Consider the following 13,850-nt stretch of genomic DNA (forward strand, 5'->3'; position numbering starts at 1 on the left):
CCGCGGCCCCGGCTGCGGCGCCGCCCGTGGCGAGCGACGTGCGCGCCTCGCTCGAGCGCGCCTCCTGGGGCTCCTCGAGCAGCTCGTCCTCGTCGCCGCGGCGGCCGATCGAGACGACCAGGAGCACCAGGCCGATCACGGCGATCGCGGCGCCGCCGGCGTAGGCGTAGGGCACCCACTCGTTCTCGTCGTCCACCGGCCAGGTGATCGAGATCTTGTCGGCGCCGGCGGCGGTGCCGTCGGTGACGATCAGCAGGGAGCGGTAGACCTGCTCGTTCTCGCCGTTCTCCGCGGCCCAGAACTCGCCGATGTCCAGGGTGTAGGGGCTGGCGGAGGTGTCCACGGAGCGCCAGAGGTCCGAGCCGGTCGGGTCGGAGATCTCCGCGGCGCCGTCGGGCTCGACGTCCTCGGTGCTCAACGTGCTCCAGTCGGAGGCGCCGGTGACGCGGGTGTGGTGGACGCCCTCGAGATAGGCGTCGATGTCGCTGTTCGAGGCGGTGATCACGGAGACGTCGGAGGCGCCCTCGATCACGACCTCCCCCTCCTCTCCGCCCACGTAGAGCACGCCCGGGTCGATCACGACGGCGGGACCCGGATCCTCCAGGGTCGCCGTGGCGGTGGTCTCGGTCTCGGGGGCCCAGGTGGTCTCGCCCAGACGGCCGAGCACGAGCCCGATCAGTCCGATCAGGACCAGCAGGACGGCCAGGAGTCGTTGCACGGTGGATTGCTCCTTCGATGGGGGCCGCCAGGCCCCGGACACGGGACCGCTCCACGATACGAGCACGGCGCGTCGGCGACCAGGCCCCCGTGAGCATGGGCACCCGGGGTGAAGCACCTCTCACCCCCCTCTCATCGCCCTCTCGTCGGCGCCGGGCCGCTCCCCCGTCCCGGCTCCCGGCGCGCCCCGCCGCGTCGGCAGAGGCCCGCCGCAGGTGTCGTACCCTGTCGGGGTGCGTCTCGTCGTTGCCCGCTGCTCCGTCGACTACACCGGTCGACTCACCGCCCACCTGCCGCTCGCTCCCCGACTCCTGATCGTCAAGGCCGACGGAAGCGTGCTCGTGCACTCCGACGGCGGGAGCTACAAACCCCTGAACTGGATGAGCCCGCCCTGCACGCTGACCACCTCGCGCCGCGACGACGCCGAGGCGGAGTCCGATCCCGAGGGCGACTGGATCGAGCAGTGGGACGTGGTCCACGACAAGTCCGGCGATCGCCTCCGGGTGCGGCTGCACGAGGTGCTCGAGGACTCCTCTCACGAGCTCGGCGTCGACCCCGGCCTGCAGAAGGACGGCGTGGAGGCGCATCTGCAGGCGCTCCTCGCCGAGAACATCGAGACGCTCGGCGACGGCTGGTCGCTGGTGCGCCGCGAGTACTTCACCGCGATCGGCCCCGTGGACATCCTCGCCCGCGACGAGAACGGCGGCACCGTCGCGATCGAGATCAAGCGCCGTGGCGAGATCGACGGCGTCGAGCAGCTCACCCGCTATCTCGACCTGCTGAACCGCGACCCGCTGCTCGCCCCCGTGCGCGGCATCTTCGCCGCCCAGGCCATCAAGCCGCAGGCGAAGGTGCTGGCCGGCGACCGCGGCATCGACTGCGTCACCCTCGACTACGACGCCCTGCGCGGCATCGACGACGCGGAGTCGCGCCTGTTCTGAGCCCCGTTCCCTCCGTCCCACCCCGGGAGTGCGCATGCCCACCGACGTGCCCGTGCCGACCGACCTCTCCGCGCCGACCGCGGATCTCGCCCTGCGCGGCACCGCCGTGCTCGAGCAGGGGCTGGTCCCCGACGCCCTGGTGCTCTGCGCCGGGGAGCGGATCCTCTGGGCCGGCCCCGCCGCCCGCGCGCCCGCCGAGCTCCTTCCCGAGGACAGCCGCGTCCTCGAGCACGACGGTCTGGTCCTGCCGGGGCTGGTGGACCTGCACTGCCACGGCGGCGGCGGCGCCTCCTTCCCCGACTCCGAGGGCGCCGAGGAGATGCTCGCCGCGGTCCTCGAGCACCGCCGGCATGGCACCACCTCCCTCGTCGCCTCCCTCGTCACCGCCGACGCCGCGACGCTGCGCGAGAAGGTCGCCCAGCTCGCCGCGCTCCATCGCGACGGGGAGATCGCCGCGATCCACCTCGAGGGTCCCTTCCTCTCGGAGGCCCGCCGCGGGGCGCAGAACCCCGCCCATCTCACCGACGGCGACCCGGCGCTGGTGCGCGAGCTCGCCGAGATCGCCGGCGGCGCTCTCGCGACGATGACCGTCGCCCCCGAGGCCGCCGGGGCCGACGAGGTGATCGACGCGCTCGCGGGCAGCGGCGCCGTCCCCTCCCTGGGGCACACCGACGGCGGCAGCGCGGAGATGACCCGCGCCGTCGACCGCTCGATCGCGGCGCTGCGTCGCCGCCGCGGGCGCTCCCCGCTGCCCACGGCGACCCATCTCTTCAACGGCATGCGCCCGATCCACCACCGCGACCCGGGCCCGGCCCTCGCGGCGCTCGATGCCGCCTCGCGCGGGGAGATGGTGGTCGAGGTGATCGCCGACGGCGTGCACCTCGATGCGCGCACCGTCGCGCACGTCTTCTCGATCGCCGCCGAGGACAGCGTCGTGCTGGTCACCGACGCGATGGCCGCCGCCGGGATGGCCGACGGCCGCTACCGGCTCGGCGCGCTCGACGTCACCGTCGAGGAGGGCGTCGCCACGCTCACCGAGGGCGGGGCGATCGCGGGCGGGACCGCGCACCTCGTCGAGGTGCTGCGCCTTGCCGTGCTCGAGGCGGGCGTCGAGCTGGTCACCGCAGTCCGCGCGGCCTCGACCGTCCCTGCCCGGGTGCTGGGGCTCGAGGACGAGATCGGGTGCCTCGCCGCCGGTCGACGGGCCGATGTGCTGATGGTGGACCGGGCGCTGCGCCCGGTCACGGTGCTGCGGGGCGGCCGAGAGGTCTGAGGCCGGGCCTGCCGGGGCTCCGTCCAGCCCGGTGGTCCGGGCCCGGCGCCGCCCGAGTCCGCCCGGCCCGTCGCCGACCGCTCGGCTCAGTCCGCGTCGCCGATGACGAGCCCCGTCGGCGCGGCCTCGAGCCAGGAGTTCAGCGCCGCACCCGGGACGAGGTCGACGATCGCGTGGACCTCGCGGCGGTCGCGCAGGGTGAAGGCGAGCAGGTAGGCCTCCTGGCCGCCCTCGACACGGGCCGGGAGCCGGCGCCGGTGCACCTCGACGATCTCACCGCGGCGGATCACGACCTCGGGACCGATCCGCACCGAGAACGCACGGAACCAGCGCAGGCGGTCGGTGCCGAAGCGCATCATGCCGTGCTGCCAACGCTCACCGCCCACGATCCCCCGCCGTTGCAGCGAGCACTCGAAGGCACCCCGGGTGCGCGAGCCCAGCACCTGGCGCTGGGCGACCAGCAGCACTGCGAGCACCACCAGAACGACGAGCATCCCGACCCCCACCAGGAGGATCGGGATGCCCTTGTCGTCCATCTGCGATGCGCCGCCGCTCAGATCCGGTCGGCGTGCGGCGCCTGGGCCTCCGCATCGTCGACGCCGATGGTCACGACGTCGGAGTCCACGGAGACGAAGCCGCCCGACACGAAGCGCTCGTCGACGTGGCCGTCCAGGTCGTGGATCCGGATGACGCCGTCGCCGAGGATCGCGAGCGTCGGCTGCATCTGCGGCAGGATGCCCATCGAGCCGTCGATGGCGGGCACGACGACCTGCGAGGCCTGCCCGGTCCAGACGGTCCGGTCGGCGGTGACGAAGGTGACCTCGAGCGCACTCACGCGCCGAGCTCCTTGTCGATGCGGTGCTGGTTCTCCAGCACCATGTCGATGCCGCCCACGTTGAAGAAGGCCGACTCGGTGATGTGGTCGAACTCGCCGTCGCAGATGCCCTTGAAGCCCTCGATGGTGTCCTTCATGGGGACGTCCGAGCCGTCCACGCCGGTGAACTGCTTGGCGAGGTGGGTGTTCTGCGAGAGGAACTGCTGGATGCGACGTGCGCGCGAGACGATGACCTTGTCCTCCTCGGACAGCTCGTCCACGCCCAGCATCGCGATGATGTCCTGCAGCTCCTTGTTGCGCTGGAGGATCTGCTTCACGCGCACCGCGGTGTCGTAATGGTCCTGGCCCACGTAGCGGGGGTCGAGGATCCGCGAGGTCGAGGCCAGCGGATCGATCGCCGGGTAGAGGCCCCGCGAGGCGATCTCTCGCGAGAGCTCCGTGGTGGCGTCGAGGTGGGCGAAGGTCGTCGCCGGGGCCGGGTCGGTGTAGTCGTCGGCCGGGACGTAGATCGCCTGCATCGAGGTGATCGAGTGGCCGCGGGTCGAGGTGATGCGCTCCTGGAGCACGCCCATCTCGTCGGCCAGGTTCGGCTGGTAGCCCACCGCGGAGGGCATGCGGCCCAGCAGGGTGGAGACCTCGGAGCCCGCCTGGGTGAAGCGGAAGATGTTGTCGATGAACAGCAGCACGTCCTGCGCCTGCTCGTCGCGGAAGTACTCGGCCATGGTCAGGGCCGAGAGCGCGACGCGCAGACGGGTGCCCGGCGGCTCGTCCATCTGGCCGAAGACCAGGGCGGTCTTCTCGATGACGCCGGACTCGGTCATCTCCTCGATGAGGTCCCAGCCCTCACGGGTGCGCTCGCCGACGCCCGCGAAGACCGACACGCCGTCGTGGTTGTTGGCCACGCGGTAGATCATCTCCTGGATGAGCACCGTCTTGCCCACGCCCGCGCCGCCGAACAGGCCGATCTTGCCACCCTTGACGTAGGGGGTGAGCAGGTCGATCGACTTGATGCCGGTCTCGAACATCTGGGTGGCCGACTCGAGCTGGTCGAAGTTCGGGGCCTTGCGGTGGATGGGCCAGCGCTCGGAGATCTGCAGCTGATCGGCGGGCTTGTTCAGCGGGGTGCCGATCACGTCGAACACGGTGCCGAGGGTCGCGTCGCCGACCGGCACGGAGATCGGGGCGCCGGTGTCGGTCACGGCCTGGCCGCGGACCACGCCGTCGGTGGGCTTCAGCGCGATGCCGCGGACCATGCCGTCGCCGAGGTGCTGGGCGGTCTCGAGGGTCAGGGTCGACGCCTCGAGGCCCGAGCCGGTGTCCTCGATCTCGATGGTCAGCGCGTTGTACAGGTCGGGGATGTTCCCCGGGGGGAACTCGATGTCGACGACGGCGCCGGTGACGCGCGCGACGCGCCCGGTGGCGGTCGGCGCCGAGGCGACGGGGGCCTGGCTGTCAGTGGTGGTGGTCATGTGTTCTCTCCATGTCGAGCCGACGCTGGGGCGGGGTCGGCCACAATGTGTCGGCGGATGTCTCAGCGTTCGGTGCGGCCGGATCCCGAGAGCGCGTCGGCGCCGCCGACGATCTCCGTGATCTCCTGGGTGATCTCCGCCTGGCGGGCGGAGTTCGCCAGCCGGGTGAACTTGTCGATCTGCGTCTGGGCGTTGTCGGTCGCGGTCTTCATCGCACGCTGCGTGGAGGCGTGCTCGGAGGCCATCGCCTGCAGCAGGATGTTGGTGATGCGCGAGCGGATGTAGCGCGGCAGCAGCTCCTCGATCACCGAGTCCGCATCCGGCACGAACTCGTAGAGCGGGTAGGTGGGCGCCTCCTGCTCGGCGCCCGCCTCGACCAGGCCCATCGGCACCATGCGGACGGACGTGGTGCGCTGGAGGAACCGGGACTCGAAGCGGGTGCCGACCACGTACATCTCATCGAGGTGGACCTCAGGGTCCTCGGTGAGGAGGTCCTCCGTGAGCACCGAGGCGATCTCCCGCCCGAGCTCCGGGATCTCGTTCTCCTTGTACGGCGTCCACGCGCGGTGCGGGGGCCGGTTGCGGAACCGGTAGTACGACTCGCCCTTGAGGCCGACGACGTACATCACGGGGGTCTTGCCCTCGTCGCGCAGCGTGTTGGCCAGCTGCTCGGCGGCCCGGATCACGTTGTGCGAGTAGGGGCCGGTCATGCCTCGGTCCGCGGTGATCATCAGGATGCCGACGCGGCCGGTCTCGTGCCGCTCGCTGTCCAGGAACGGGTGCGAGATCTCCGTGGAGTGCGTCGCCACCGAGCCGATCGCGCGGGTGAGCGCCTCGGCGTAAGGCGTGGTCGCCTCCACCCTGGCGTGCGCCTTGGCGATGCGCGAGGCCGCGACCATCTCCTTGGCCTTGAAGATCTTCTTCATCCCCTGGGCGGAGCGGATCCTCTGCTTGTATACCCTCTGCTGGGCTCCCATTGCTCTCCTCGTGCGAGATCGGTGCGTGGCCGGCGGGTGCCGCCGCCCCGTGCGGGACGGCGGCAGCTTGCATCAGCCTCGGACGATCTGCTCCTGCTCGATCTCGCCGGCGTCCATGCGCCCGTTCTCGTCGGTGCGCCCGGCGCCCTCGCCCTTCCCGGCCAGGAAGTCCTGCTTGACCTGGTCGAGGATGCTCGAGAGCTCCTCCTCGGTCGAGGACTCGAACTTGCCGGTGGTGCGGATGGTCTCGAGCACGCCGCCGTTGTGGCGCAGGTGCTCCAGCAGCTGGGCCTCGAAGTCGCGGACGTCCTCGACCTCGACGTCGTCGAACTTGCCCTTGGTGCCCGCCCAGATCGAGACGACCTGCTCCTCCATCGGGAAGGGCGAGTACTGCGACTGCTTGAGCAGCTCCATCAGGCGAGCGCCGCGGTGCAGCTGCTGCTTCGAGGCCGCGTCGAGGTCGGAGGCGAACATCGCGAAGGCCTCGAGGTCGCGGAACTGCGCGAGCGAGAGCTTCAGGGTGCCCGAGACCGCCTTCATGGCCTTCGTCTGCGCGGAGCCGCCGACGCGGGAGACCGAGATGCCGACGTCGACCGCCGGGCGCTGGTTCGCGTTGAACAGGTCCGACTGCAGGAAGCACTGGCCGTCGGTGATCGAGATGACGTTGGTCGGGATGTACGCCGAGACGTCGTTCGCCTTGGTCTCGATGATCGGCAGGCCGGTCATCGAGCCGCCGCCCATCTCGTCGCTGAGCTTGGCGCAGCGCTCGAGGAGGCGGGAGTGCAGGTAGAACACGTCGCCGGGGTACGCCTCGCGGCCCGGCGGGCGGCGCAGCAGCAGCGACACGGCGCGGTAGGCCTCGGCCTGCTTCGAGAGGTCGTCGAAGACGATCAGGACGTGCTTGCCCTCGTACATCCAGTGCTGGCCGATGGCCGAGCCGGTGTAGGGGGCGATGTACTTGAAGCCCGCGGGGTCCGAGGCGGGGGCGGCGACGATCGTGGTGTACTCCAGCGCGCCGGCCTCCTCGAGGGTGGCGCGCACGGAGGCGATGGTCGAGCCCTTCTGGCCGACGGCGACGTAGATGCAGCGGACCTGCTTCGAGGGGTCGCCGGACTCCCAGTTGGCCTTCTGGTTCAGGATCGTGTCGATGCCGATCGCGGTCTTGCCGGTCTGGCGGTCGCCGATGATGAGCTGACGCTGGCCGCGGCCGATCGGGGTCATCGCGTCGATGGCCTTCAGACCGGTCTGCATCGGCTCCTTGACGGCCTTGCGCTGCATGACCGTGGGCGCCTGCAGCTCGAGGGCACGTCGGCCGACGGTCTCGATCTCTCCGAGGCCGTCGATGGGGGCGCCGACGGGGTCGACCACGCGGCCGAGGTAGCCGTCGCCGACCGGGACGGAGAGCACCTGGCCGGTGCGGCGGACCTGCTGGCCCTCCTCGATGCCGGCGAACTCGCCGAGGACGACGACGCCGACCTCGCGCAGCTCGAGGTTCAGGGCGAGGCCGAGGGTGCCGTCCTCGAAGCGGACGAGCTCGTTGGCCATGACGTTCGGGAGGCCCTCGACGCGCGCGATGCCGTCGGCCGCCTCGCTGACGCGACCGATCTCCTCGCGCTCGGTGGCGCCTGCCTGGTAGGTGGACACTGCGGTGTCCAGGGCGTTCCGGATCTCCTCCGGGCTGATCGTGAGCTCCGCCATCTGGTGCTTCGCTTCCTCTCGGTCTCCCCGCGATGGGGAGTGTCTGGTCAGTGCTGGGGGACGCCGGGGCGTCGAGGGCTGGTTCAGGCCACGAGCGAGGACCGGGCCCGCGAGAGCCTGGCCAGCACGGTGGCGTCGTAGAGGTCGTCGCCGACCTGGATCCGGAGCCCGCCGACGACCTCCGGGTCGACCTGGAGGTTCAGCTGCACCTCACGGCCGTAGATGCCGGCCAGGACCGCGGAGAGGCGGGCCTGCTGCGATTCGTTCAGCGGGACGGCGCTGGCGACCTCCGCGAAGGCGCGCCGGCGACGGTCCGCGGCGAACCGCGCGAACTCCTCGACACGACGGGCCGGCTTGAGCTCGCTGCGACGTCCGACCGCGCGCGCCGCGAGGATGACCGTGAGCGAGTGCACGCGGCCCTCCAGCAGCCGGCGCAGCAGCACCGCCCGACGAGCGGGCTCGTCCCGAGCCCCGTCGAGGGCCGAGGTGAGGTCCCCGCTGCCGTCGATCAGGCGGGAGGCTTGGAAGAGCTCCCCCTCGATCTGCTCCAGCACTCCCTCGCGCAGGGCGAGGTCGAGGAGGGTCGAGACCCCGAGCAGCTCGAGGGCGTCGAGGATGTCCTCCTGCTCGGACCAGCGTCGCCGCACGACCTCGAGCGCGAGCTCGAGGGTGCGGGGCCCGACCCGGCCTTCGAACAGCGAGCGCACGGCGGCCTCCTTGACGGCCGCGGGGCGGCCGGCATCGGAGAGCATGCGCACCAGCTGATTGCTGGAGTCGATGGCATCGGCCATCGAGAACAGCTCCTCGGCCTCGGTGTCCGGCACGGCGTCGGCCGCGGGGGCGGCCTCTGCCTGTCGGAGCACCTCGGCGAAGGAGGTGGAGGAGGTTCCTCGCATCACGGGTCCTTATCGGGTGGTGGTCTGGCTCGACTCGAGGTCGTCCAGGAACCGGTCGATCACACGGCGGGAGCGCTCGTCGTCGGTGAGGGACTCCCCGACGATCTTCGAGGCGAGATCGCTGGCGAGGGTTCCCACCTCGCCGCGCAGCTCGGCCGCGGCGGAGATCCGCTCGGCGCTCAGCTGCTGACGACCCGCGGTGAGCACGCGCTCGCTCTCCGCCTCGGCACGGGCACGGGCCTCGTCGACGATCTTCTGGCCGTCGGCGCGCGCCTTCTCGCGGATCGCAGCGGCTTCCTGACGCGCCGCCGCGAGCTCCTGCTCCTGGTCGTTCCTGAGTTGGTCAGCCTGCTCCTGGACCTGCTCCGCATGGCGGATGCCGCCCTCGATCTTCTCGCTGCGCTCGTCGAGCACGGCGTTCATGCGCGGGAGCACGAACTTCATGAAGACGCCCGCGAAGATCAGCAGGAAGATCGCCGACCAGACGATCTCCTCCGGGAGCGGGATGAGCAGCCGCCAGCCGGGTACGGTGTCTGCTCCTTCGGCAAGAATCATCGACTCTGCCTCAGAAGATCAGGCCGGTGACGATCGCCAGCAGCGCGAGGATCTCGGTGAACGCCACACCGATCAGCATGGTGGTCTGCAGCTGCGAGCGCATCTCGGGCTGACGGGCCTGCGCCTCGGCGGTCTTGCCGACGAGGATGCCGAGGCCGATGCCCGGGCCGATCGCGGCGAGGCCGTATCCGAGGGTCGCGATGTTGCCGGTCACCTCAGCGAGGATGGTGGACTCCATGGGGTGTTTCCTTTCGTTGTGCCGCGCTGGGGGCGACGATCAGGTTTTTGGGGGTCGGGAAGGTCGGGGACCGCTCGGCGGGGCCGGGTGACCTGCCGCCGCAGCGGGGGTCAGTGCTCGTCGGAGGTGGCGAGCTGGATGTACACGGCGGTCAGCATCGTGAAGATGAAGGCCTGCAGCGCGGCCACGAAGATCTCGAATCCGTAGATCCCGATCGCCATCGCGCCGGCGAAGGGCGAGATCGCGATCAGCCAGTCGCCCGAGAACAGCAGCGCGTGGGTCATGCCGATGAACACCACGATCATCATGTGCCCGGCGACCATGTTCGCCAGCAGTCGGATGGTCAGTGAGGCCCAGCGGATCACGACGACCTGGAGCAGCTCGATCGGGATCAGCAGGATGTAGATCGGCCACGGGATGCCGGGGGGCATCGTCTCGGCGCGGAGGTAGCCGAGGAAGCCGTGCTTGCGGATGCCGGCGCCCACGTAGGTCACGAACGTCCACAGCGCCATCAGCAGCGGCAGGCCGATGACCGAGGTCCCGGCGAGGTTGAGGCCGGGGACGACTCCGGCGAGGTTCATCGACAGGATGAACACGAACATCGTGATCAGCATCGGGGCGAAGCGCTTGCCGTCCTTCAGGCCCAGCGTGTTCGCGATGATGTTGTTGTTGACGAAGTCGATGACGAGCTCGACCGCACTCTGGACCCGGCCGGGGACCAGCTTTGCGCGCGAGGCGACGATGCACATGAAGATGAGCACGGCCGCAAGCACGATGAGACGCACGAGCTGGACCCGGTTGAACTCGAAGACGGTGCCTTCGAAGAGGATCGCGTCGGGGAAGAACTCACCCAGCGTCGGGATGTGGAAGAACGAGTCGTCCTCGGCGTGCAGCGTGGGGCTGAGGTCTGCGGTGTTCAGCTCGATCTCCCGTGGTCTGGGGCCGACAGCGGGGTGCCGTGCCTCGGTGTCATTCTCGATCGGTGCCGTCCCGGATGCGGCCTCCATGGTGTCCAACGATGGACGTGGACGGGGCGGCCCGGCTGGTCGATCAGTGCTCGGCCCGCTCCCGGTTATGCACCGTGATCAGCGCTCGAACACCTCGTGAAGCATAACAGAGGATCGCCTTCCGGCATGGGTCCTAGGAGTGCTCGTCGGGGCTCCCGGCAGGGTCCACATCGAGCGGTTGCCGAGTGCGGGCCAGCACCACGGCCTCGACGAGGACGGCCGAGACCGCACCGACCAGCAGTGCGAGCCCGATCCATGTGCTCGAGACGGACTCGACGTCCCTGACCAGCAGTAGGACCAGGATCACAGCGAACATCTTGACCGCCCAGGAGCCCAGCACGGTCGCGGCCATGCTCACCGGGGTGAGGCGGGGCCCGGCGAAGGTGATCGCGACGGTCGGGAGGACGATCGCCAGGGTGAGCCCGGTGCCCACCAGCGCGCCGAGCAGGGCGGCGCTCTCGGGGCGGATCGCCGCGATCGCGAGCAGGACGAGATCGGCGACCAGGCCGACGCCGGCGGCGATCAGCGTCGCGCGCTGCATGGAGCGGTCGCTCGCGGCGCGCCGCGGGGAGCGCGGGCTCGAGGAGGCGGGGGTCTCAGGCTGAGCGGGCATCGGAGTCCTTCCGGTGGCGGCCGGGCCGCCATCTGAGCGGGTCGAAGGTGAGCAGGACGGCCAGGAGCATCCCGATCGCCCAGAAGATCCCGACCACGTGCCGCGGGGCCATCAGCGGGAGCAGCAGGCCCACGCAGATCACGATCGTCCAGGTGTACATGATCAGCACCGCGGTGCGCTTGGAGTGCCCCAGGCCCAGCAGGCGGTGGTGCAGGTGCGCCTTGTCGGCGTGGAAGGGGGACTTCCCCGAGCCGATCCGTCGCACCACGGCGAGGCCGAAGTCGAGGATGGGGATCACCATCACGCCGATCGGCAGCAGGATCGGCAGGAACTGACCGAAGAAGTCTGCGCCGGAGAGGGTAACGGGGTCGACCTGGCCGGTGACGGCGATCGTGGAGGCCGCGAGCAGCAGGCCCAGCAGCATCGAGCCCGAGTCCCCCATGAAGATCCGGGCGCGCGTGAGGTTGTGCGGCAGGAAGCCCAGACAGGCCCCGATCATCACGGCAGTCAGCAGTGCGGCGAGCGAGGAGTAGTCGGAGGCCGAGGTGTCGCGCGTGAGCATGTACGCGTAGTAGAAGAAGGCGGAGCCGCCGATCGCCATCACGCCGGCGGCGAGGCCGTCCAGGCCGTCGACGAAGTTCACGGCGTTCATGCTGACCACCACCACGAGGACCGTGAGGATCAGCGCCGCGCGCCCCGACAGGACGGTCATGCCGTTGATCGGGAGGGTCACCAGGCTCACCCCCTGCCAGGCGAGCAGCAGCGCGGCGAGCACCTGGCCGGCGAGCTTGGTCATCCAGTCGAGGTCCCAGCGGTCGTCGGCCGCGCCGAGCAGACACACCAGCGCCGCGGCGGAGAGAATGGCCCAGGGCTGGCGGGAATCGTGGAAGAGCCCTTCGAGGAAGGGCACGTTGCTCGCGATCAGCATCGCGGCGACCACGCCGGTGAGCATCGCCAGCCCTCCCAGGCGCGGGGTGACGGCGTCGTGGACGTCGCGCTCCCGCACCGCGGTCATCGCCCCGGCGCGCCGGGCCAGCAGCCGCACCGCGGGCGTCACCAGGAAGGTGACCGCCGCCGCGAGCAGCAGCAGGAACAGGTAGATCCTCACCCGGGCATGTGCTCCGGGCGGGCGGGGCCGTCGTCCGGCCGGCCCTCCGGCGCGGCGGCCGTCGACCCGGAGGTCGAGGGCTCGGAGACCGGGGACCCGGAGTCCGATCCGGCGGTCGAGGCCTCAGCGGTCGAGGGCTCGGAGGTGGAGGGCGCGACGTCCGACGGCGCGGCGGTGTCCTCGCCGGTAGCGGCCAGCGGCGTCTCGGCCGGGCCCTGCGGGACGCTCTCGAGCTCGGGCTCGGAGGGGAGGTCGAGGACGGAGGGGGCGTCCCCGTCGGCCTCGCCGGCGGGCGCGGCGTCGGAGGCGCCCTCGGCGCTCGCCGTCGAGGTCCCGTGCTCGCCGTCGTCGCCCTGCTCCCCCGCCGCGTCCTCGGCCTCCTCCTCGGAGGGCTCGGGCTCGGAGGCAGTGAAGATGTCGCCGACCACGTCGATGATCTGCTGCTTCGTGATGGCGCCCTCGCGCACGATCTCGGCAGGCGTGACGGTGGCGTCGAGGATCGTGGAGCTCGCGCCGATCCGGGCGGCGCCCCCGTCGAGGTACACCTCGACCGCGTCGCCGAGCTGGGTCGCGGCGTCGAGCACGGAGGTCGCCGCCGGCTTGCCGTGGCGGTTCGCGCTGGAGACGGCGAGCGGGCCGGTGCGGCGCAGCAGCTCGAGGGCGGTCTCGTCCTCCGGCATGCGCAGGGCGACGGTGCCGCGGGTCTCGCCCAGGTCCCAGGTGAGCGAGGGCTGGGCGGTGAGGATGATGGTCAGCGCACCGGGCCAGAGCGCCTCGGCGAGGTCCTCGACGTACTCGGGCAGGTCGGTCGCCAGCGCCATCAGCACGGCGTGGTCGCCTATCAGCACGGGCGGCGGGGTGTCGCGGCCGCGACCCTTCGCCTCGAGCAGGTCCTGCACGGCCTGCGGGGTGAACGCATCGGCGCCGATCCCGTAGACGGTGTCGGTCGGCAGGACGATGAGACCACCGCCCCGCACGGCGTCGACGGCGGCGGCGAGGGCCTCCTCGCGGGTTTCTGGGTTCTGGGTGTCGTGCACGCTCACCGTGACAGTCTCGCATGTCCGTCCTGCGACTCCGATGCACGACGGCGCGCGATCAGGAAGCGGTCGCGTCCGGTGAGGTCAGGGACCGTGAGGATCCCCTCGAAGCCGCCGTGGTCGCGGGCGAGGGCGCGCGTCGCCCCGCCCTGCACGTCGGCGTGCTCCATCACGAGCAGGCCGCCGGGCCGCAGCAGCCGCGCCGCCCAGGCCACGACGGCGCACGGGACCGCGAGACCGTCCTCTCCCCCGCCGAAGAGGGCGCGGTGCGGGTCGTGCGCGAGGACCTCGGGGTCCTGGGGCACGGCGCCGGCGGGGATGTAGGGCGGGTTCGAGAGGACGGCGTCGACGGGGGCCGCCGCGGCGAGCTCCGGGACCTCCCCCAGCAGGTCGGCGTGCAGCACCCGGCCGCGGCCGGGACCGGCGAGCTCGAGGTTCTCGGCGGCGAGCTCCGCGGCGGCGCCGTCGACCTCGACCGCCAGCACG

General features: G+C 71.2%; 15 protein-coding genes and 1 pseudogene. 2 read left to right on the forward strand and 14 right to left on the reverse strand.

Annotated elements, in window-relative coordinates; genetic code table 11:
• The coding region (locus HMPREF3159_RS01885; RefSeq protein WP_070499428.1) for a hypothetical protein at positions 1-718 on the reverse strand (718 nt) is incomplete at its 3' end.
• A 232-nt stretch (positions 719-950) separates the two neighbouring features.
• On the opposite strand from HMPREF3159_RS01885, the gene nucS reads away from it, so the two are divergent.
• Together nucS and HMPREF3159_RS01895 are read left to right on the forward strand one after the other, a co-directional pair.
• Positions 951-1,658, forward strand: a complete 708-nt coding sequence (gene nucS / locus HMPREF3159_RS01890) for an endonuclease NucS (protein ID WP_010549588.1) — start codon at positions 951-953, stop codon at positions 1,656-1,658.
• Between the two features lie 34 nt (positions 1,659-1,692).
• A complete protein-coding gene (locus HMPREF3159_RS01895) occupies positions 1,693-2,931 on the forward strand; it encodes an N-acetylglucosamine-6-phosphate deacetylase (protein ID WP_070499430.1) in 1,239 nt (412 codons plus the stop codon).
• Positions 2,932-3,017: 86 nt separating this feature from the next.
• On the opposite strand, the gene HMPREF3159_RS01900 is transcribed toward HMPREF3159_RS01895, so the two are convergent.
• The 13 genes and pseudogenes from HMPREF3159_RS01900 to HMPREF3159_RS01960 form a co-directional block, all read right to left on the reverse strand.
• Entirely contained in the window at positions 3,018-3,467 is a 450-nt protein-coding gene (locus tag HMPREF3159_RS01900) for a DUF2550 family protein (protein ID WP_070499432.1), read from the reverse strand.
• Between the two features lie 17 nt (positions 3,468-3,484).
• On the reverse strand, positions 3,485-3,766 hold the full coding sequence (locus HMPREF3159_RS01905) for a F0F1 ATP synthase subunit epsilon (protein WP_070499434.1): 282 nt from the start codon (positions 3,764-3,766) through the stop codon (positions 3,485-3,487).
• The gene (gene atpD, locus HMPREF3159_RS01910) at positions 3,763-5,235 is read right to left on the reverse strand and encodes a F0F1 ATP synthase subunit beta (RefSeq protein ID WP_070499435.1); all 1,473 of its coding nucleotides are present in this window, start codon (positions 5,233-5,235) and stop codon (positions 3,763-3,765) included. Before atpD ends, HMPREF3159_RS01905 begins: the two co-directional genes overlap by 4 nt.
• A 62-nt stretch (positions 5,236-5,297) precedes the next feature.
• A complete protein-coding gene (locus tag HMPREF3159_RS01915) occupies positions 5,298-6,212 on the reverse strand; it encodes a F0F1 ATP synthase subunit gamma (protein WP_070499437.1) in 915 nt (304 codons plus the stop codon).
• A gap of 72 nt (positions 6,213-6,284) precedes the next feature.
• A complete protein-coding gene (gene atpA, locus HMPREF3159_RS01920) occupies positions 6,285-7,910 on the reverse strand; it encodes a F0F1 ATP synthase subunit alpha (protein ID WP_070499439.1) in 1,626 nt (541 codons plus the stop codon).
• An 83-nt stretch (positions 7,911-7,993) separates the two neighbouring features.
• The gene (locus HMPREF3159_RS01925) at positions 7,994-8,806 is read right to left on the reverse strand and encodes a F0F1 ATP synthase subunit delta (RefSeq protein ID WP_070499440.1); all 813 of its coding nucleotides are present in this window, start codon (positions 8,804-8,806) and stop codon (positions 7,994-7,996) included.
• A 9-nt stretch (positions 8,807-8,815) separates the two neighbouring features.
• Positions 8,816-9,361 (reverse strand): F0F1 ATP synthase subunit B, encoded by a 546-nt coding sequence (locus tag HMPREF3159_RS01930; protein WP_070499441.1) that lies wholly within the window; start codon positions 9,359-9,361, stop codon positions 8,816-8,818.
• Positions 9,362-9,371: 10 nt separating this feature from the next.
• Positions 9,372-9,599, reverse strand: coding sequence for an ATP synthase F0 subunit C (gene atpE / locus HMPREF3159_RS01935; protein WP_010549597.1), 228 nt, complete (start codon positions 9,597-9,599; stop codon positions 9,372-9,374).
• A gap of 110 nt (positions 9,600-9,709) precedes the next feature.
• Positions 9,710-10,606 (reverse strand): F0F1 ATP synthase subunit A, encoded by an 897-nt coding sequence (gene atpB, locus HMPREF3159_RS01940; RefSeq protein WP_010549598.1) that lies wholly within the window; start codon positions 10,604-10,606, stop codon positions 9,710-9,712.
• 133 nt (positions 10,607-10,739) lie between these two features.
• Positions 10,740-11,219: a Cg1360 family ATP-synthase-associated protein gene (locus tag HMPREF3159_RS01945; protein ID WP_070499442.1), complete on the reverse strand. Its 480-nt coding sequence runs from the start codon at positions 11,217-11,219 to the stop codon at positions 10,740-10,742.
• Complete coding sequence (locus HMPREF3159_RS01950) at positions 11,203-12,327, reverse strand: glycosyltransferase family 4 protein (RefSeq protein WP_010549600.1); 1,125 nt, start codon at positions 12,325-12,327, stop codon at positions 11,203-11,205. Before HMPREF3159_RS01950 ends, HMPREF3159_RS01945 begins: the two co-directional genes overlap by 17 nt.
• On the reverse strand, positions 12,324-13,370 hold the full coding sequence (locus HMPREF3159_RS01955; protein ID WP_070499443.1) for an L-threonylcarbamoyladenylate synthase: 1,047 nt from the start codon (positions 13,368-13,370) through the stop codon (positions 12,324-12,326). Before HMPREF3159_RS01955 ends, HMPREF3159_RS01950 begins: the two co-directional genes overlap by 4 nt.
• Positions 13,367-13,850, reverse strand: a pseudogene (locus HMPREF3159_RS01960) (peptide chain release factor N(5)-glutamine methyltransferase); the annotation flags it as partial. The pseudogene HMPREF3159_RS01960 and the gene HMPREF3159_RS01955, both read right to left, overlap by 4 nt.

The sequence above is a fragment of the Brachybacterium sp. HMSC06H03 genome (genome assembly GCF_001807385.1).
Lineage (GTDB): Bacteria > Actinomycetota > Actinomycetes > Actinomycetales > Dermabacteraceae > Brachybacterium > Brachybacterium conglomeratum.

Bases quoted from the DNA above. Each gene is read 5' to 3' on its own strand.
- HMPREF3159_RS01895 (WP_070499430.1), top strand. From the start codon at position 1,693: ATGCCCACCGACGTGCCCGTGCCGACCGACCTCTCCGCGCCGACCGCG.
- HMPREF3159_RS01900 (WP_070499432.1), bottom strand. From the start codon at position 3,467: ATGGACGACAAGGGCATCCCGATCCTCCTGGTGGGGGTCGGGATGCTC.
- atpD (WP_070499435.1), bottom strand. From the start codon at position 5,235: ATGACCACCACCACTGACAGCCAGGCCCCCGTCGCCTCGGCGCCGACC.
- HMPREF3159_RS01915 (WP_070499437.1), bottom strand. From the start codon at position 6,212: ATGGGAGCCCAGCAGAGGGTATACAAGCAGAGGATCCGCTCCGCCCAG.
- atpA (WP_070499439.1), bottom strand. From the start codon at position 7,910: ATGGCGGAGCTCACGATCAGCCCGGAGGAGATCCGGAACGCCCTGGAC.
- HMPREF3159_RS01925 (WP_070499440.1), bottom strand. From the start codon at position 8,806: ATGCGAGGAACCTCCTCCACCTCCTTCGCCGAGGTGCTCCGACAGGCA.
- HMPREF3159_RS01930 (WP_070499441.1), bottom strand. From the start codon at position 9,361: ATGATTCTTGCCGAAGGAGCAGACACCGTACCCGGCTGGCGGCTGCTC.
- atpE (WP_010549597.1), bottom strand. From the start codon at position 9,599: ATGGAGTCCACCATCCTCGCTGAGGTGACCGGCAACATCGCGACCCTC.
- atpB (WP_010549598.1), bottom strand. From the start codon at position 10,606: ATGGAGGCCGCATCCGGGACGGCACCGATCGAGAATGACACCGAGGCA.
- HMPREF3159_RS01945 (WP_070499442.1), bottom strand. From the start codon at position 11,219: ATGCCCGCTCAGCCTGAGACCCCCGCCTCCTCGAGCCCGCGCTCCCCG.